The following is an 18,141-nucleotide window of genomic DNA, read 5'->3' as shown; positions in this document are numbered from 1 at the left end:
TTTCCATTTATTTATGTATTTCCTTATTGTTCTACTTTAGTTATATCATATTTCCTCTGAACAAGGAAGATAAAATATCTCTTTTGCCCCTTTCAAAGGGGGCAAAAAAGTGCTGTAAAAGCCCTTTCCAGTCTTTCGCAGCACTCTTTTTATTACCTGCACATATCAGCACATATTTATTTGGATTTTACAAAGATCTTACCGTTGGCTGCCGGTGTATGTGCCTTACCGACAAACAGTACCAGTGCAATGATCGTTACCACGTACGGGATCATGGAGATCAGGTTCGGGGATACCACATTGCTCTGTGCTGCCAGGGATTTGATACCACTGCAGAGACCGAAAAGCAGGCAGGCTTTCGTCGCACCTTCCGGTGAAAATTTACCGAAGATAACAGCCGCGATCGCGATAAAGCCCTGTCCTACGATAACACTCGGACGGAACTGGTTGATCGTTGCCAGTGTTACAAAAGCTCCACCAAGTCCTGCAAAAAAGCCGGACAGAATCACGCAGATGTAACGAACTTTGTAAACATCGATTCCAAGAGACTCACATGCTTCCGGATGTTCTCCGACTGCACGGAGATGTGCTCCGAATTTCGTCTTGTAAAATACGAACCAACATACAAATGCCAGAACAAACACCAGATAAGCTACTGCGTAAACATTCAGTACATTACTCCAGAAGGAACCGGTCTTAAACACACCCTCAAACAGCTTCGGAAGCTTACAGCTTGGATCCATGGCCGGTGTATCCGATGAATTGTTATACATGGCCTTACAGAGAAACAGTGCAAGTCCAGGTCCAAGGAAGTTGATCGCTGTACCGGCGATCGTCTGGTCAGCATGACAGGAAATACACACAAACGCATGGATCAGACCGAACAATGCGCCCGCAAGACCTGCACACAGAAATGCGATCCATCCGTTTCCGGTGGTCAGACCCATAACTGCTCCGGTAAAAGCACCGATTGTCATCATACCCTCAATACCGATGTTTACGACTCCGCATCTTTCGGAAAAGCAGGAGCCAAGTGCCGCCAGAAGAAGCGGCGGAGTTGCGATCAGAGTCGCATTGATCAGAAGACCAAGGTCTTTAATTAATCCATTCATCTTATTTAGCCTCCTTCTTCTTTGCTGCGTTCAGTACGAATACCTTAAATACATGAGCGATCGCGATCAGAAGAACCACACAGCCCATGATGATATCAACAACCTCTGACGGAGCTTTTACGATACTGAGCTTGGAACCACCGTATTTCATCGCACCATAGAACAGTCCGGAGAAAATACAACCGATCGGATTTGATCCGCCGATCAGGGCAACAGTGATACCCTCGAATCCAAAGCCCTCCTGGCCTGCAAACTGGCTCAGACGTCCTGCCATACCAAGTACCTGAACAGCTCCGCCAAGTCCGGAAAGAAGGCCGGAGATTCCAAGTGCTGTCAGAATAGAACGGTCCGCATTGATTCCGCCGTACTGTGCACAGTTTCCGTTAAAGCCTACGGCTTTTAATTTGTAACCAAGTGTTGTCTTTTCGATGATAACCCAGATGACGATCGCTGCGATCACTGCCAGCAGGATTCCCCAGTGTGCTGCATTACAGTTCAGACTCTTTCGAATTCCTTCCGGCATAAGGATTCTTGCAGTTTCCAGGATATCCTTTGTTGCCTCACTGCTCTCTCTGTGGATTCCCGGAAGGTTTACCACATAGTTAGACAGATAGAACGCGATCCAGTTAAACATGATAAACGACAATACTTCATGAATGCCTCTTTTTACCTTAAGCACACCTACGATCAGGGACCATACACAGCCTGCAGCTGCAGCTGCCACCAGACATACGACCGCATGAAGGAACGGTGGGAGTTTCAGGACAACACCGAGCACACAGGCTACCAGACCGCCGATTACGAACTGTCCCTCCGCTCCGATATTAAATACACCGGTACGGAATGAGAAAGCCACACTCAGTCCGGTAAAGATCAGAGGGCTTGCATAAACCAGAGTCCACACCAGATATTTCGGTTTACTGAAAACACTGTCAAACAGCTTTCCATAGGCTACCGCCGGGCTGATACCGGCGATCATCAGGAATATTGCACCGACCAGGAATCCTACAATGATCGCAATGATGGTGTAGAGTACATTGCTCTCAAGAATACTTTTTTTCTTATTCATTTGTTTTTCCTCCTGCCATCATAAATCCGAGTTCCTTCTCATCTGCATCCTTGCCCGGAACGCTTCCGGTGATCCGGCCATCAAAAATAACCTCGATCCTGTCAGAAAGGCTCATGATCTCATCCAGTTCAAAGGATACCAGCAGAACGGCACGGTTCTTATTTCTCTGATCCACCAGATATTTATGTACAAACTCTATGGCTCCTACATCAAGACCACGGGTTGGATTTACTGCGATCAGAAGTTCCTTGTCGTTCGTCACCTCACGGGCAATGATCACCTTCTGCTGGTTACCACCTGAGAGAGTTCCTGCCGGTGCTTCTGCACAGCCTTTCGGACGGACATCAAACTTCTCGATCAGTTCATCTGCATGCTTGCGGATATTTTTCCGGTTCAGGATACCATGTTTGGAGTAAGGTTCTTCCTCAAAATGCTGCAGGATCAAGTTATCCTCATTGGAAAACTCAAGGATCAGTCCATGCTTCTGGCGGTCAGCCGGAATACTGGAGATACCACTTTCGAAGGTTTCCTTCGGTGATTTGTTGAATACATCTTTTCCAAGTACTGTAATCTTTCCGGAGTCTGCCTTGCGAAGACCTGTCAGAACTTCTACAAGCTCTGTCTGTCCGTTTCCATCTACACCTGCAAGACCCACGATCTCGCCTTTCCGCACATTCAGATGAAAGCCCTTAAGGATCTCTACTCCACGATAATCCCTTGCATGCAGGTCATCGACCTCAAGAACTACTTCTCCCGGCTCCATATCTTTCTTGTCTACCTTGAAGTTAACATCACGTCCTACCATCATGGCAGCCAGCTCATTCTCATTCACATCCGCCACTTTCACGGTCTGGATATATTTACCCTGGCGGATGATCGTACAGTTATCAGAAGAAGCTGTGATCTCTTTTAATTTATGTGTGATCAGAATGACACTCTTTCCATCTGCAGTCAGGTTCTCGATGATTTCCATAAGGCCATCGATCTCCTGCGGTGTCAGGGAAGCCGTTGGCTCATCCAGGATCAGTGTCTCCGCACCGCGGTACAGAACCTTCAGGATCTCTACACGCTGCTGCATACCTACGGAAATATCCTCAATCTTCGCATCCGGATCTACCTTCATACCGTAACGTTCAGACAGCTCTACGACCTTTTTTCTGGCTGTCTCCTTATCAATGCTCAGACCTTTGGTTGGTTCCATGCCGAGAATGATATTCTCCGTTACCGTAAATGGCTGGATCAGCATGAAATGCTGATGTACCATACCAATTCCGATATCAATGGCATCTTTCGGGCTGTTAAAATGAACTTCCTTTTCATTAATAAATATCTGTCCGCTGGTTGGCTTGTACAGACCGCAGAGCACATTCATCATCGTACTCTTTCCGGCTCCGTTTTCACCTAGGATCGCATGAACTTCTCCTTTATGTACGGTCAGATTGATATGGTCATTGGCTGTAAAGTCGCCGAATTTTTTTACGATATCCTTCATCTGGATCACGACTTTACTTTCGTCCATATGGCTTGTTCTTCCCACCTATATCGCCTCCTCTGTTCGTTTCTTGTTTTATACAGTCACTGACGGGGCTCTGCATACGCAGCGCCCCGTGCCAGACACAAATATTCGATTACTGGGTAAAACGGATATTCGCCCTTTTAGTCAAGAACGTATACGTCGCCGTATTTCTTCTCGAAATCATCCTTATTATCCGGAACAACGACATCACCGCTGATGATCTTCTCTTTTACATCATCAACTGCCTTGATCACATCGTCAGAGATCAGATCCTGAGATGGAGCGATATCAACACCGCCTGCTGCAAGGTCAAAAGTCTCAACGCCGCCTTCAAGTTTTCCGTCGATCAGCTCCTGTACTGCATCATATACTGCAGTATCAACTCTCTTCATTGCTGAAGTAAGAACGGTCTTCGGAGCAATGCTGGACTGGTCAGAGTCAACACCGATCGCATATACACCAGCCTCCTGGCATGCCTCGATAACGCCAAGTCCTGTAGCACCTGCTGCCTGGAATACGATATCAGCGCCATTGGTGATCGCTGTGTTAGCCATGGATTTACCTGTTGCAGAATCTGCGAAAGAGTTGGCATTAAACTGCTGAACAGTAATATCCGGGTTCGCATCAATAGCACCTGCACAGTAACCATATCCAAACTGGTTCATGGTCTCATTTGTCATACCAACAACAAATCCGATATTATTCGTCTTGGTAGTAAGACCTGCAACATAACCAACTAAATAAGAAGCCTGCTCAGCCTTGAACATCAGGCTGGTAACGTTCGGAAGATCGATGCTGGAATCATCGATGATAGCGAACTTGGTATCCGGATTCGCTTCTGCTGCTTCTTTTGTAGCATCTGCAAGCATATAGCCGACGCTGATGATCAGATCATAGTCCTCATCTACAAAAGTTTCCATATTAGGCTGGTAATCTGCATCTGTAGCTGACTCCAGATAGTTCACAGTCACGCCAAGATCTTCACCGGCTTTCTCAAGACCTTCCCATGAAGACTGGTTAAAGGAACCATCGTTAACTCCACCTACATCTGTGATCAGACCGATCTTAAGATCGGATGGATCTGTTGCAGCTGCAACACTCTGTGGTACAACACTGATAGATGCTACCATAGCAGCTGTTAATACTGTGGCCATTACTTTTTTTCGCATAAATTGCCCTCCTTTGTATTTTCCGCTAATACTCATTTTTATGATAACATCTTTTTTGGCAAAAGAAAAGCTGAATTTTATTTATTCTTTACAATCTTTTACAATTTTCACATTTTTTCTGTTAGTTTTACCATAATTATCCAAAAAAAAACTCTTGACATTATTTTTTTTTGGTGTATACTGCAACACATAAAGCAAAGGCGCTTTGGATACGACAGGTATCTGAAGCGCTTTTTTTGTTTTTCTCTAATAAAAAATATAATGAATGAGCGAAATCGAAAGGAGTGTACCTATATGGCACAGAGTATCCCAGAAATGTACGGCAGCCTTGTATTCAACGACAAAGTGATGCGCAGCAAACTGCCAAAGGACATGTACAAAGCATTAAAGAAAACAATCGAAAACGGAACACATCTGGAACTGGATGTAGCCAACTCCGTAGCTGTTGCAATGAAAGAATGGGCTACTGAGAACGGTGCAACACATTACACACATTGGTTCCAGCCAATGACAAACGTAACAGCCGAGAAACATGACAGCTTCATTTCACCGACAGGTGACGGACAGGTGATCATGGATTTCTCCGGCAAAGAGCTCGTAAAAGGTGAGCCTGATGCATCAAGCTTCCCGTCCGGCGGACTTCGTGCTACTTTCGAGGCAAGAGGATATACCGCATGGGATCCTACTTCACCAGCATTCATTAAAGATAGAACACTTTACATCCCAACTGCATTCTGCTCCTACAGTGGAGAGGCACTGGATAAGAAAACTCCTCTTCTCCGTTCCATGGATGTACTTAATAAAGAAGCAGTTCGTATTCTTCACATACTCGGAAACAAAGAAGTACGTCATATCAACACAACCGTAGGACCTGAGCAGGAATACTTCCTGGTAGACAAAGATCTCTATAAAAAAAGAAAAGACCTGATCTTCTGCGGACGTACACTTCTCGGTGCCTCTGCTCCAAAAGGACAGGAAATGGAGGATCATTATTTCGGAGCACTGAAACCTCGTGTTGCAGCTTACATGCACGATCTTGACGAAGAGCTCTGGAAGCTTGGTATCCCGGCTAAAACCAAACATAACGAAGTTGCTCCTGCACAGCATGAGCTGGCTCCAGTATTCGATACCACAAACGTTGCTGTCGACCATAACCAGCTGACAATGGAGATCATGAAAAAGGTTGCTGACAAGCACAACATGGTATGCCTTCTTCATGAAAAGCCATTCGAAGGAATCAACGGAAGCGGTAAACATAACAACTGGTCCATGAGCACAGATACCGGTGTCAACCTTCTTGATCCCGGAAAAACTCCTGCCGAGAATACACAGTTCCTGGTATTTCTGGTAGCTGTCATCAAAGCTGTTGACGAGTATGCCGATCTTCTTCGTATCTCCGTTGCAAGCGCAGGAAATGATCACCGTCTCGGTGCAAACGAAGCACCGCCAGCTATCGTATCCATCTTCCTTGGTGATGAACTTACAGATATTCTCAAATCCATCGAAAACGATACTTTCTTCAATAATAAACATACTGTACAGATGGATATCGGTGCAAAAGTACTTCCGCACTTTACAAAAGATACCACAGACAGAAACCGTACTTCACCATTCGCATTCACCGGAAACAAATTCGAATTCCGTATGCTTGGTTCTGCAGCATCTGTCGCAAACCCGAATATCGTACTGAACACTGCTGTTGCTGAAGCTCTTTCCGAATTCAGCGAAACACTCAAAGATGTTCCGGAAACAGAGATGGAATCTGCTGTACATGCACTTCTCAAGAAAACTCTTGAAGAACACAAACGTATCATCTTCAATGGCAACGGTTACACAGACGAGTGGGTCGAGGAAGCTGAAAAACGCGGTCTTTACAATCTGAAATCAACACCAGATGCTCTTCCGCATTTTATCGCCGAGAAAAACGTAGCACTCTTTACCAAACATGGTATCTTCACCAAAGAAGAGCTTAACTCCCGTTACGAGATCTGGCTTGAGAATTATTATAAGACAATCAACATCGAGTCTAACACTTTAGCTGAGATGATCCAGAAGCAGGTAATTCCTTCTGTATTTACATACGTAGAAAAGCTTGCTGATACAGCCGCTGCAAAAAAATCTGTAGTCGCTGATGTTTCCGTAGCAAGTGAAGCTGCTCTTATTTCCAGACTCAGCGCACTTGCAGACACCATGACAAAAGATCTGGAGACACTGGAAGCCGATACAGCAAAAGCTTTCACACTTACAGACGATGTACTTGCATGTGCAAAGGCTTATCAGGGAGCCGTTCTTACAGACATGGAAACCTTAAGAAAATCTGCTGATGAGGCAGAAGCTCTCATTCCGGATGAGTTACTTCCATATCCGACTTATGATGAGCTGTTATTTTCCATCTGATAAATATATATCAGATAAAATTTAACACGGTAAACACAGGGGATATCCCTTATGAACTCTACTTCATAATTCATTATCGATTTCCTCATCCATTAATCACACGATACGGATATTCCCTGTTTTACAATATTTTAATTTTGTTTCGCAAAGGCGCGGAAGGGAATTGCTTCTCTTCCGCGCTTTTTCGCACACGAATATCAGATTAAATCTGTCAGTTTTTATATCTGATGTTCGTATAAAATATTCCTATTAATATAGGAAATAAAAAATTGGGAAAGGGAGTGTTACTATGTATTCTTCAGTAAACACAATCTGGGTTCTCTTCGGCGCAGCACTTGTCTTCTTTATGCAGGCTGGTTTTGCAATGGTCGAAACAGGATTCACAAGAGCAAAAAACGCAGGTAATATTATTATGAAAAACCTGATGGACTTCTGTATCGGTACGCCGGTCTTCTGGCTGGTTGGATTTGGTCTCATGTTCGGTGCTGGAAATGGTTTCATCGGTAAGATCGGCGGAATCGCCACAGAAGCCAACTACGGAAACGCAATGCTTCCGGACGGTGTTCCATTCTGGGCTTTTCTCATCTTCCAGACTGTATTCTGTGCAACAGCTGCCACCATCGTATCCGGTGCCATGGCAGAACGTACCAAATTTATCTCCTACTGTATTTACAGTTTCCTGATCAGTCTCGTCGTATATCCGGTATCCGGTCACTGGATCTGGGGCGGCGGCTTCATCAGCCAGATGGGATTTCATGATTTTGCAGGCTCCTGCGCCGTTCATATGGTCGGTGGTGTAGCTGCTTTTATCGGTGCCATCATTCTTGGACCTCGTATCGGAAAATATTCCAAATCCGGCAAATCCAGAGCGATTCCGGGACATAACCTTACCGTCGGCGCACTTGGTGTATTTATTCTCTGGTTCTGCTGGTTCGGCTTCAACGGTGCTTCCACTGTAAGCATGGAAGGCGATGCCATCGTAAGTGCCGGAAAAATCTTCGTAACTACAAACCTTTCTGCTGCAGTTGCAACCTGCACTGTTATGCTGATCACATGGATCCGCTACAAAAAACCGGATGTTTCCATGTCCCTTAACGGTTCTCTCGCAGGACTTGTAGCGATCACAGCCGGCTGCGATACCGTTTCTCCTACATCCGCAGCTATCATCGGAATCATTTCCGGATTTATCGTAGTATTTGGTATTGAGTTTATCGACAAGGTTCTGAAAATCGATGACCCTGTTGGTGCTGTTGGTGTCCACGGTCTCAATGGTGCATTCGGAACTCTTGCTGTCGGACTTTTCTCTGACGGTGCCGGAACTGAGTGGAAAGGTCTTTTCACAGGCGGCGGTTTCCATGGTTTTGCAGTTCAGTTCGCAGGTATGGCTATTACCATCGCATGGGTAGCCGTTACCATGACAATTATCTTCCAGGTGATCAAACACACCATTGGTCTTCGTGTTTCCGCTGAGGAAGAGATCGCAGGTCTTGATGTAAAAGAGCACGGTCTTGCAAGTGCATACGACGGATTCTTTGTACAGGATACCATGACAAAAGCTCCTGCTCCTATGGGCACTTCCGTAAAAGATCCTGTTGTAAAACATGCTCCTTCTGCTCCTGCTGAATCTGTTCCGGAAATTCCGGCAGATGGCGTACACAAGCTTACAAAGGTTGTTATCATCACCCGTCCGAACAAGCTGGACGACTTCATGCAGGCCATGAACGAGATCGGCGTAACCGGAATCACCATCACCAACGTTATGGGCTGCGGAGTCCAGAAAGGTGCTCCAACCTACTATCGTGGTGTTGAGGTTGATATGAATCTCCGTCCGAAGGTTAAGATTGAGATCGTTGTCAGTCTGGTACCTGTTCAGAAAGTTATTGATACTGCCAAAGCAGTTCTCCACACCGGTCAGATCGGTGACGGAAAAGTATTTGTTTACGATATCGAAAACGTTGTCAAGATCCGTACAGGTGAGGAAGGCTTCCTAGCTCTTCAGGATACAGATGCCTGATCGCAGATTCTTAACAGACAACAGCAAAACCAGAAAAGCCAAAAAGAACCGGGACGTATGGTAACACGTTCCGGTTCTTTTTATATCCTGTTTCGTTTCCGTCATTGATCTGCATTACATTTTCGATTCTACTCTCTCCTCAGTCTCGGCAGGTTCCACCGGTAATGTGCAGCCAGATACCGGATCAGGATCACCACAACAGTTCCTGTCACCATGGCAGGTACCCCTCCGAACAGGCGGTACACCCACACGCAGACAACAGCACCAACAATAGACGCACAGGCATAAATATGGCGCACAAAAATATACGGCGGCACTCCGGCCATTATATCACGGATCAATCCGCCGCCAACACCGGTAACCGTTCCCAGAAAGACGAGAAAAAACATCTTCCCTGCATAACCCTGCTGAATTCCCTTATCCACTCCCATAACCGTAAACACTCCAAGACCTATAGAATCCATCACCAGCATCACCTTATCATAAAGCAGCCTGTTTTCTCCCTCCAGAAGCTCCTGCTTCCAGTACATCACTCCAAATACGATACAGGCTGTGATCGTTGCCACAAGTGTATACAAAGGATCCTGAAACATGCCGGGCGGCACGATTCCCAGAATAATATCTCTGGTCGCTCCTCCTCCCACGGCTGTCACTACGCCAAGAACACAGACGCCAAAAATATCCATTCCTCTCTGCGCTCCTACCATGGCTCCGGAAGCAGCAAACGCAATCGTCCCTGCCATCTCCAGGATAAATGTAAACAAACTCTGATAATCCATTTCCCCTCCATACATATCCGGCTGCTGTTCCTGTCTTCTTTTTCCCGTTCGTTGCATCTGTCTGCAGCCTGTACTCGCCCTGTTTTTGCATTTTATATTTTACACAGGGCACAAGAAGGAACCCCGGCCTGCAGGATTCCTTCTTTTATCTTTACATTCACTTTTTTTATTCTAACAAAATTTTCTCATTCTGTACATCTTTTCTTTTGCATATTTTATCCTTTTACACCACCAAGGGCCACACCTGCCACAATATACTTCGACAGGATCAGGTAAACTACGATCAGTGGAATGATCGTCACAAACAATCCCACATGTTGATTTTATCATTTTAATTCGCTATACTGATGGTGAATCTTAATTCTATCGAATTTATTCCTTTAATATTCTAAACTTATTCGTTTTCGTAATATAATTTTCTTGCTTTTTATTTTCCCGAATCATAACCATATTTTATTTTCACTGATTTTGGATTTTAAGGAGGTTCTATATGAAATTCGGATATTTTGACGACGAAGCCCGTGAATATGTCATCACAACTCCCCGCACCCCTTTACCATGGATCAATTATCTCGGATCCCAGGACTTTTTCAGCCTGATCTCCAACACCGGCGGAGGTTACAGCTTCTACAAAGATGCCAAGCTGCTCCGCATTACCCGTTACCGCTACAACGATATTCCAAACGATTCCAACGGAAAATATTACTATATCAATGATAACGGAACCGTCTGGAACCCGGGATTCATGCCATCCCGCACGGAGCTGGATTCCTACGAATGCAGACACGGAATGGGATATACCCGTTTCAAAAGCAGTAAGAACGGGCTTGGTGCAGAGCTTCTGGCTTTCGTACCTGTAGACGCAGCCTGCGAGATCAATCTGCTCACATTGGAAAACACTTCCTCTGAGGAAAAAAGCTTCTCCCTTTTCTCCTATGTAGAATTCTGTCTCTGGAATGCCATGGACGATATGACAAACTTCCAGCGAAACTTAAGCATCGGAGAAGTCGAGATCGAAGACAGCACTATTTATCATAAAACAGAATACCGCGAACGTAGAAACCATTACAGTTTCTTTACAGTAAATACTTCTGTAGACGGATTTGATACCAGCCGTGATGATTTCCTTGGTGCTTATAACAGCAACGCCATTCCGGATGCAGTACGTGAGTGCAAATGCCATAACTCCATTGCAAGTGGCTGGTATCCCGCTGCCGTTCATCAGATCAATCTCTGGCTGATTGCTGCAGTTGCTGCCTATCTGAAAGAAACCGGCGATGCTTCTATTCTGGATGCACAGGTTCCGTTCGACTGCAAGCCAGGCACAGAGGAAACGTTGTTTGAGCATCTTCGCCGTTCCTTCCAGTACACAGCAGACCATCTTGGTCCGCATAAGCTTCCGCTGATCGGCCGGGCAGACTGGAATGACTGCCTGAATCTGAACTGTTTTTCCTCTGAGCCAGGTGAATCCTTCCAGACAACAGGCCCATCCGAGGGATCAGTTGCAGAATCCGTATTTATTGCAGGTATGTTTGTAAAATACGGTGACGAATTTGCAAAGATCAGCAAGCTCTACGGCAATACAGAGCTTTCCGAAAAAGCCGAAAAAGAAGTAAAAAACATGTATCAGGCAATCCTGGATGCCGGCTGGGACGGCAGCTGGTTCCTTCGAGCTTACGATGCAGCCTCCGAGAAAATTGGTTCTTCTGAATGCAAAGAAGGACAGATTTTCATCGAGCCACAGGGATTCTGTGTTATGGCCGGTGTCGGTGTTAAAGAAGGTCTGGCAGAAAAAGCTCTCGATTCCGTAAAAGAACGTCTGTACACGAAATACGGAATCATGCTCCTGCAGCCTGCTTACACCCGGTATTACCTTAACCTTGGCGAAATCAGCTCCTACCCGCCTGGATATAAGGAAAATGCCGGTATCTTCTGCCACAATAACCCATGGGTCTCCATTGCAGAAACTGTGATCGGACGTGGAAACCGTGCTTATGAGATCTACAGCAAGACCTGCCCTTCCTGCATTGAAGATATCAGCGAGATTCACCGTACAGAACCATATGTATACTCACAGATGGTTGCCGGTGCTGATGCAGCCCGCCACGGCGAAGCCAAAAACAGCTGGCTTACCGGCACTGCCGCATGGACCTTCGTCAACCTTTCCCAGGCGATCCTCGGCGTCTGCCCGGATTACGAAGGACTTCGCATTGATCCTTGTATTCCGGAGGGCTTCGGGGATTTCACCATCACCAGAATTTTCCGTGATGCCGTATATCACATCCAGATCAAAAATCCATCCAACGTACAGAAAGGCATCACTCATCTGAACGTGGACGGAAAGGAAATTGATGGAAATATAATTCCTTATGAAGCAGATAAAAAGGAATATTTCGTAACCGCTTATATGGGATAAGCTTTCAGACTTTTCAGGATATTTTAAAATCAGACCACAGCCTGCATGTCATGCAGGCTGTGGTCTTTTTCCGACAAAAAAGCTCCCGGAATACAGCATCTTTCTGCCATATCCGGAAGCTTCACTATTTTTATTCTGCTTCGATCAGAAATCCGCGTCTCTTCAGCATATCCTGGATCATATCCAGGATCTCCTCGGATTCTGCTTCAACTTTATGATAATGATAATCAGATGTGATGTTCTTGAGCGGGCTGGATTTTCCGTTTCGGATATCCTCCATAAAATTCTCTACCTGCCGTCTGGAACCGATCATAAGCTCTGCCTCTATGCGTCCGTAAACTCTGTGATTCACCATCACATTGATCACCTTTCCGCCAAGATCTACGATTCCACAGAGCTCATTTTCCAGATCCGCATCTGTATGGTGAACCTTGAAAATACGGCTCACTGTACGCGGAGCATTGAGGATATATCCCCTGTTTGTAGATATCACATCACTTCCCTCCGCCCGTATCAATGCGATATCCTGCACGATCACCTGTCTGCTGACCTGAAATGTTTTTGCCAGTGCGCTGCCCGAAACCGGCCGGTCACTGTTTTTTATTCGATCCACGATCGCTGCCCTGCGTTCTGAACCAGTCATTTAAGTTCCCCTTTCCTGCTGCACCCGTTCTTCCTGATATCTGTGTTCCCGTTTTTATGAGGTTCGCTTTTTTCCGAACGCCATCTTTTTTGTCCACCGACATTTCTGTTTTGGAACATTTCGGTCGTAGCTTCCGGTTTTTCTGGAATCTGCCTGTCCATTCAGGAGAGTGGATGAAGATTTTTCAGGGAAATATCAAGGATCGGTGCAGAATGTGTTAATGCTCCACTTGATACATAGTCTACACCAACGTCCCTGATCTTTGCAATATTTTCTTTTGTAACATTTCCAGAGCATTCTGTTTTTGCTCTGCCGTCAATGATCTGAATAGCTTCTTTCATCATCTCCGATGTCATATTATCCAGCATGATGATATCTGCTCCAGCCTCAACAGCTTCCTTTACCTGGTCAAGGCTTTCCACCTCAACCTCGATCTTGCGGACAAAAGGTGCGTACTCCTGCGCCATTTTTACAGCTTTGGCAACACTTCCTGCTGCACCGATATGATTGTCTTTCAGAAGAACTCCATCGGAAAGATTATATCTGTGATTCTGTCCGCCACCAACGCGCACTGCATATTTTTCAAAAATACGCATATTCGGCGTCGTTTTTCTGGTATCAAGAAGGGTGATTCCTGTTCCTTCAAGAAGTGCAGCAACTGAATGTGTATAAGTCGCAATGCCGCTCATTCTCTGGAGATAATTGAGGGCTACACGCTCGCCGGAAAGAAGCACACGGATATCGCCGGTTACTTTTCCTATTTTCTGGCCTTTTTTCACCTCATCACCATCTTTACAGAACAGCTCAACCTTCGTATCTTTATCCAGAAGTGTAAATACCCTGCTGAAGATCTCAAGGCCCGCAATGATTCCATCCTCCTTGCAGATCAGATCCACTTCACCTGGAACAGCTTCTTTCATAACAGAATTTGTAGTAACGTCCTCACTGGATATATCTTCTTTCAGAGCCTCCAGAATCAGATGATCTACCTGAAGTGTCATTGTGATATTATTCATTTTTTATATTCTCTCTTTCTGGTTTTTATTTCAATCTCTCGCAAAGCAGCTGCAATCTATGCTCAGGCTGCTCCTGCCGCACTCTTATTTTCCCCTGCGATCGCTTTCGCTGCGCGTTTTGCAAACACAAGGCTTTCCAACAGGGAATTGCTGGCCAGACGGTTGGCACCATGTACACCATTGCAGCTGGTCTCACCTACTGCATAAAGCTGGTCCATACTGGTCTTGCTGTCAGAATCTACCCAGATACCACCCATAAAATAATGCTGAGCCGGAACCACCGGGATGCATTCCTTTGTCACATCATAGCCTTCTTCCAGGCATCTCTGATAAATATTTGGAAAATGATGAAGAATGGTGTCCTTATCAATATTTTCCATGGAAAGCCATACGTGATCAGTCCCCTCTTTTTTCATTTCTTCCTGGATTGCCTTTGTCACAACATCCCTCGGAAGAAGCTCATTGACAAAACGTTCTTTTTTGCTGTTATAAAGAACTGCGCCTTCTCCTCTCACAGACTCTGAAATCAGAAATCTTCTTCCCGGTTTTTTTGAATATAAAGTGGTCGGATGGATCTGTACATAATCCAGATGCTCCAGACGGATATCATGCTTTTTCGCAATATCAAGAGCATCGCCTGTAAGATGTGGATAGTTGGTAGAATGCTGATATCTTCCTCCAATTCCTCCACTTGCAAGAATGGTGTCTTCTGCATAGATTTCTACCGGAATCTCGCCGCCTGGCTGAATCTCTTCCTGGATCTTTACTTTTTTTCCTGCTTCCATCGCTTCCAGACGCTCTCTGTTCGCCTCTGCGGAAACTGCCTTAAGGCCTGCACATTTTCCATTTTTTACCAGGATGTCCTCCATGGTAGTATATTCCAGAATGGTTACATTTTCAAGCTTCAGCACCTGCATAAGAAGCTTCTCTGAGATTTCTTTTCCCGTGATATCTTCATGATAAAGGATTCTCGGTTTGGAATGTGCACCTTCTCTTGTATAGGCAAAATCATCTCCATCACGTTTAAAATCCACACCATATCCAACCAAGTCATTGATAATATCCCTTGAACTGCGGATCATAATATCCACTGACTCTTTCCGGTTTTCATAATGTCCGGCTTTCATGGTGTCTTCAAAATAGCTGTCATAATCATTCTCATCTCTGAGCACACAGATTCCGCCCTGCGCCAGGAAAGAGTCGCTGCTTCTCATATCCTCCTTGGTGATGATCACGATCTTTTTATCCTTCGGAAGCTTCAGCGCACTGAACATTCCTGCAACTCCTGTTCCTACAATGACTACATCTGTTTTAATCTTCATAATTCCTCTTACCTCTCTGTCCTGCCTGGTATATCTCTTTTTTACCTCAGCCGATACACCTGTTTCTCTTATTTCGCCAGCTCCAGCATTCTCTCCAGCGGTTTTTTCGCTTTTTCACGTGTCTCATCTGTTACATGCACTTCATTTTCTCCTGTTTTCAGAACATGAAGGACTTTTTCCAGAAATACTTTTTTCATATTTTTGCAGACAGGCACAGTTTCTGTGAAGTAGAATTTTTTATCCGGACATGTGGTTTCCAGCTTATACTGCACACCGCATTCTGTGCAGATGATAAATTCTCTGTTATCACTCTGCTGTGCATAATTAATGATTCCGGATGTACTGCCAATATAGTCCGCCTGTTTCAGAACACTCTGCGGACATTCCGGATGCGCCAGAACCAACGCTTCCGGATGTGCTTCCTTCGCCTCTTTCACTTCTTCCGGATCCATAAACTCATGTACGATACAGAATCCTTCGTTGTAAATAAAGTTTTTCTCCGGAACCTGCTCTGCAATATAATGTGCCAGGTTTCTGTCCGGGATAAAAAAGATATTTTTGTTCGGAAGTGCTTTCACGATCTTTACTGCATTTGCAGAAGTTACGCAGACATCTGAAAGCTCTTTCAACGCTGCTGTTGAATTAATATAGCAGACAACAGCAACATCGTCATACTCCTCTCTGACTTTACGGATTCCTTCTTCTGTCGCCATATGTGCCATCGGACAGTCTGCATCCATGGCTGGCATAAGAACCGTCTTATCCGGGCTTAATATCTTGGCACTCTCTCCCATAAATCCTACACCGCAGAAAACGATCGTTTTCTCCTTCGCACTGGCTGCGATCTTACTTAAGTAAAAAGAATCTCCTATATAATCTGCCACATCCTGTACTTCCGGCCTCACATAATAATGCGCCAGGATGATCGCGTCTTTTTCTTTTTTTAATTTCTGGATTTCCTCCACAACTGTCATACTTTCACACCTTTCCGGCAGCTCAGCCTCTTAAGTAAATGCCGGTTCCTGCCCTCGATCTTGTTTTTTTCTGTAAGCCGGATGGCTTTTTCCATCCGAAGCATCTTACACATAATATCACAGTTGTTTACATGTGACAAGACAGTTGTTTTGTAATATGTAAAGTTTTTTGTTTTGTATTTCCCGTATACTCTGGTATGGTTTACGGAGATTATTGTTGTATTTATATATATAAAGAGTTATAATTCGATATATATTTATTAATTTTAACTAAAGCGTCTGTTTTGCCGCAGAATTTCATGCTGCAATGCCCACGCCGAAGACAGAAAGGATTTAAGACTATGAGCGATTACAGTTTAGAAACCAAATGTATCCACTCCGGCTACACCCCATCCAAAGGTGAACCATGTGCTCTTCCTGTTTACCAGAGCACCACTTACAAATATGACACTACAGATGAAATGGGACAATTATTTGATCTGAAGGCAGATGGTTATTTTTATACCCGCCTGCAGAACCCAACCAACGATGCAGTTGCAGCCAAGATTGCAGACCTGGAAGGCGGTGTTGCTGCCATTCTGACTTCCTCCGGACAGGCAGCCAACTTTTACGCAGTATTTAACATCTGCGAAGCCGGAGATCATGTTGTTGCAGCTTCCACTATTTATGGCGGAACCTTTAATCTTCTGGCAGTAACTTTCAAGAAGCTTGGTATTGACTGTACTTTCGTGGATACCGATGCGACCGAAGAAGAGATTGCAGCTGCATTTAAACCTAATACAAAAGTTCTCTTTGCAGAAACTATCGCAAACCCTGCCCTTGTTATTCTGGACATTGAGAAATTTGCACGTGTAGCCCACAAAAACGGCGTACCGCTTATTGTGGATAACACATTTGCAACACCTGTCAACTGCCGTCCGTTTGAATGGGGCGCAGACATCGTCACCCATTCCACCACCAAATATATGGACGGTCACGCTGTTCAGGTGGGCGGTGCCATCGTTGACAGCGGAAATTTTGACTGGGACGCTTACGGTCACAAATATCACGGACTGACCGAGCCGGACGAATCCTACCACGGCGTGATCTACACCAAACAGTTTGGCAAAAAAGCCTATATCACCAAGGCAACCTCTCAGCTTATGCGTGATCTTGGCTCTATTCCTTCTCCGATGAACTGTTTTCTTCTGAATCTGGGACTGGAGACCCTTCCTCTCCGTATGGAACGTCACTGCTCCAACGCACAGAAAGTTGCCGAATATCTGAACGCCCACAAAAAGGTTTCTCATGTAAATTATGCAGGACTTCCGGGTGACAAATATCATTCCCTGGCACAGAAATACATGAAAGACGGCAGAACCTGCGGTGTCATTTCCTTTGAACTGACCGGAGGCCGTGATGCTGCTGTCCGTTTTATGGACAGTCTGAAGCTGGCTACGATCGCTACTCATGTCGCCGCATCTATCACCATGGTTCTTCACCCGGCCAGCCATACCCACCGTCAAATGAACGATGCACAGCTGGCAGAGGCAGGCGTTTCTCCGGGAATGATCCGTCTCTCTATCGGTATCGAAAATGCCGATGATATCATCAAAGATCTGGAACAGGCACTTGAAAACGCATAAGCACCACATAAAAAAGGCTGTAAACCCTTGAGTTTACAGCCTTTTTATTATATTTCGTTATTCGAAATTAGAACTTGCCAGCGTCAGCA

The 18,141-nt window shown here is 45.2% G+C and carries 13 protein-coding genes and 1 pseudogene; 4 read left to right on the top strand and 10 right to left on the bottom strand.

Translation table 11 applies throughout. The annotated features are described in order from the left end of the window. Positions 1–176: 176 nt before the first annotated feature. The 4 genes from WMO28_RS05475 to WMO28_RS05460 all read right to left on the bottom strand — a co-directional run bounded on the left by WMO28_RS05475 (position 177) and on the right by WMO28_RS05460 (position 4,866). The gene (locus WMO28_RS05475) at positions 177–1,112 is read right to left on the bottom strand and encodes an ABC transporter permease (protein ID WP_349056302.1); all 936 of its coding nucleotides are present in this window, start codon (positions 1,110–1,112) and stop codon (positions 177–179) included. Position 1,113: 1 nt separating this feature from the next. Further along, positions 1,114–2,181: an ABC transporter permease gene (locus WMO28_RS05470; RefSeq protein WP_349056301.1), complete on the bottom strand. Its 1,068-nt coding sequence runs from the start codon at positions 2,179–2,181 to the stop codon at positions 1,114–1,116. Further along, on the bottom strand, positions 2,174–3,700 hold the full coding sequence (locus WMO28_RS05465) for an ABC transporter ATP-binding protein (RefSeq protein WP_349056399.1): 1,527 nt from the start codon (positions 3,698–3,700) through the stop codon (positions 2,174–2,176). Before WMO28_RS05465 ends, WMO28_RS05470 begins: the two co-directional genes overlap by 8 nt. A 137-nt stretch (positions 3,701–3,837) precedes the next feature. Then, positions 3,838–4,866, bottom strand: a complete 1,029-nt coding sequence (locus tag WMO28_RS05460; protein ID WP_349056299.1) for a BMP family lipoprotein — start codon at positions 4,864–4,866, stop codon at positions 3,838–3,840. A gap of 294 nt (positions 4,867–5,160) precedes the next feature. Here WMO28_RS05460 and WMO28_RS05455 point away from each other — a divergent pair, with 294 nt between their 5' ends. Continuing rightward, complete coding sequence (locus WMO28_RS05455; protein WP_349056297.1) at positions 5,161–7,263, top strand: glutamine synthetase III family protein; 2,103 nt, start codon at positions 5,161–5,163, stop codon at positions 7,261–7,263. 289 nt (positions 7,264–7,552) lie between these two features. After that, entirely contained in the window at positions 7,553–9,277 is a 1,725-nt protein-coding gene (locus WMO28_RS05450) for an ammonium transporter (protein ID WP_349056296.1), read from the top strand. 128 nt (positions 9,278–9,405) lie between these two features. Here the strand turns inward: WMO28_RS05450 and WMO28_RS05445 are convergent, their stop codons facing one another. Both WMO28_RS05445 and WMO28_RS05440 read right to left on the bottom strand, forming a co-directional pair. Continuing rightward, the gene (locus WMO28_RS05445; protein ID WP_349056295.1) at positions 9,406–10,056 is read right to left on the bottom strand and encodes a trimeric intracellular cation channel family protein; all 651 of its coding nucleotides are present in this window, start codon (positions 10,054–10,056) and stop codon (positions 9,406–9,408) included. Positions 10,057–10,271: 215 nt separating this feature from the next. After that, positions 10,272–10,358 (bottom strand): annotated as a pseudogene (locus tag WMO28_RS05440) (carbohydrate ABC transporter permease); the annotation flags it as partial. 188 nt (positions 10,359–10,546) lie between these two features. On the opposite strand from WMO28_RS05440, the gene WMO28_RS05435 reads away from it, so the two are divergent. After that, positions 10,547–12,472 carry a GH36-type glycosyl hydrolase domain-containing protein gene (locus tag WMO28_RS05435; RefSeq protein WP_178644513.1) on the top strand — a complete coding sequence of 642 codons (1,926 nt, stop codon included), beginning with the start codon at positions 10,547–10,549 and terminating at the stop codon, positions 12,470–12,472. A 130-nt stretch (positions 12,473–12,602) separates the two neighbouring features. On the opposite strand, the gene WMO28_RS05430 is transcribed toward WMO28_RS05435, so the two are convergent. From WMO28_RS05430 to nadA, 4 genes are all read right to left on the bottom strand, one after another. After that, positions 12,603–13,115, bottom strand: a complete 513-nt coding sequence (locus WMO28_RS05430) for a 3H domain-containing protein (RefSeq protein ID WP_178644510.1) — start codon at positions 13,113–13,115, stop codon at positions 12,603–12,605. Between the two features lie 161 nt (positions 13,116–13,276). Next, entirely contained in the window at positions 13,277–14,131 is an 855-nt protein-coding gene (gene nadC / locus WMO28_RS05425) for a carboxylating nicotinate-nucleotide diphosphorylase (protein ID WP_178644508.1), read from the bottom strand. Positions 14,132–14,193: 62 nt separating this feature from the next. Next, entirely contained in the window at positions 14,194–15,453 is a 1,260-nt protein-coding gene (locus WMO28_RS05420; protein ID WP_349056293.1) for an FAD-binding protein, read from the bottom strand. Positions 15,454–15,521: 68 nt separating this feature from the next. Further along, positions 15,522–16,427 carry a quinolinate synthase NadA gene (nadA, locus tag WMO28_RS05415; RefSeq protein ID WP_178644633.1) on the bottom strand — a complete coding sequence of 302 codons (906 nt, stop codon included), beginning with the start codon at positions 16,425–16,427 and terminating at the stop codon, positions 15,522–15,524. A gap of 341 nt (positions 16,428–16,768) precedes the next feature. Between nadA and WMO28_RS05410 the strand changes: the two genes are divergently transcribed. Continuing rightward, the gene (locus WMO28_RS05410; RefSeq protein ID WP_349056292.1) at positions 16,769–18,052 is read left to right on the top strand and encodes an O-acetylhomoserine aminocarboxypropyltransferase/cysteine synthase family protein; all 1,284 of its coding nucleotides are present in this window, start codon (positions 16,769–16,771) and stop codon (positions 18,050–18,052) included. The last annotated feature ends 89 nt before the right edge of the window (positions 18,053–18,141 follow it).

The sequence above is a fragment of the Blautia aquisgranensis genome, from assembly GCF_040096615.1.
GTDB classification, from domain to species: domain Bacteria; phylum Bacillota; class Clostridia; order Lachnospirales; family Lachnospiraceae; genus Blautia_A; species Blautia_A aquisgranensis.
Note: the sequence above shows the minus strand (reverse complement) of the source record. Positions and strands in the feature narration are given on the sequence as shown.

Excerpts from the sequence above, each read along its gene's own strand:
- WMO28_RS05475 (WP_349056302.1), bottom strand. The coding sequence starts at position 1,112 with ATGAATGGATTAATTAAAGACCTTGGTCTTCTGATCAATGCGACTCTG.
- WMO28_RS05470 (WP_349056301.1), bottom strand. The coding sequence starts at position 2,181 with ATGAATAAGAAAAAAAGTATTCTTGAGAGCAATGTACTCTACACCATC.
- WMO28_RS05465 (WP_349056399.1), bottom strand. The coding sequence starts at position 3,700 with ATGGACGAAAGTAAAGTCGTGATCCAGATGAAGGATATCGTAAAAAAA.
- WMO28_RS05460 (WP_349056299.1), bottom strand. The coding sequence starts at position 4,866 with ATGCGAAAAAAAGTAATGGCCACAGTATTAACAGCTGCTATGGTAGCA.
- WMO28_RS05455 (WP_349056297.1), top strand. The coding sequence starts at position 5,161 with ATGGCACAGAGTATCCCAGAAATGTACGGCAGCCTTGTATTCAACGAC.
- WMO28_RS05450 (WP_349056296.1), top strand. The coding sequence starts at position 7,553 with ATGTATTCTTCAGTAAACACAATCTGGGTTCTCTTCGGCGCAGCACTT.
- WMO28_RS05445 (WP_349056295.1), bottom strand. The coding sequence starts at position 10,056 with ATGGATTATCAGAGTTTGTTTACATTTATCCTGGAGATGGCAGGGACG.
- WMO28_RS05435 (WP_178644513.1), top strand. The coding sequence starts at position 10,547 with ATGAAATTCGGATATTTTGACGACGAAGCCCGTGAATATGTCATCACA.
- WMO28_RS05430 (WP_178644510.1), bottom strand. The coding sequence starts at position 13,115 with ATGACTGGTTCAGAACGCAGGGCAGCGATCGTGGATCGAATAAAAAAC.
- nadC (WP_178644508.1), bottom strand. The coding sequence starts at position 14,131 with ATGAATAATATCACAATGACACTTCAGGTAGATCATCTGATTCTGGAG.
- WMO28_RS05420 (WP_349056293.1), bottom strand. The coding sequence starts at position 15,453 with ATGAAGATTAAAACAGATGTAGTCATTGTAGGAACAGGAGTTGCAGGA.
- nadA (WP_178644633.1), bottom strand. The coding sequence starts at position 16,427 with ATGACAGTTGTGGAGGAAATCCAGAAATTAAAAAAAGAAAAAGACGCG.
- WMO28_RS05410 (WP_349056292.1), top strand. The coding sequence starts at position 16,769 with ATGAGCGATTACAGTTTAGAAACCAAATGTATCCACTCCGGCTACACC.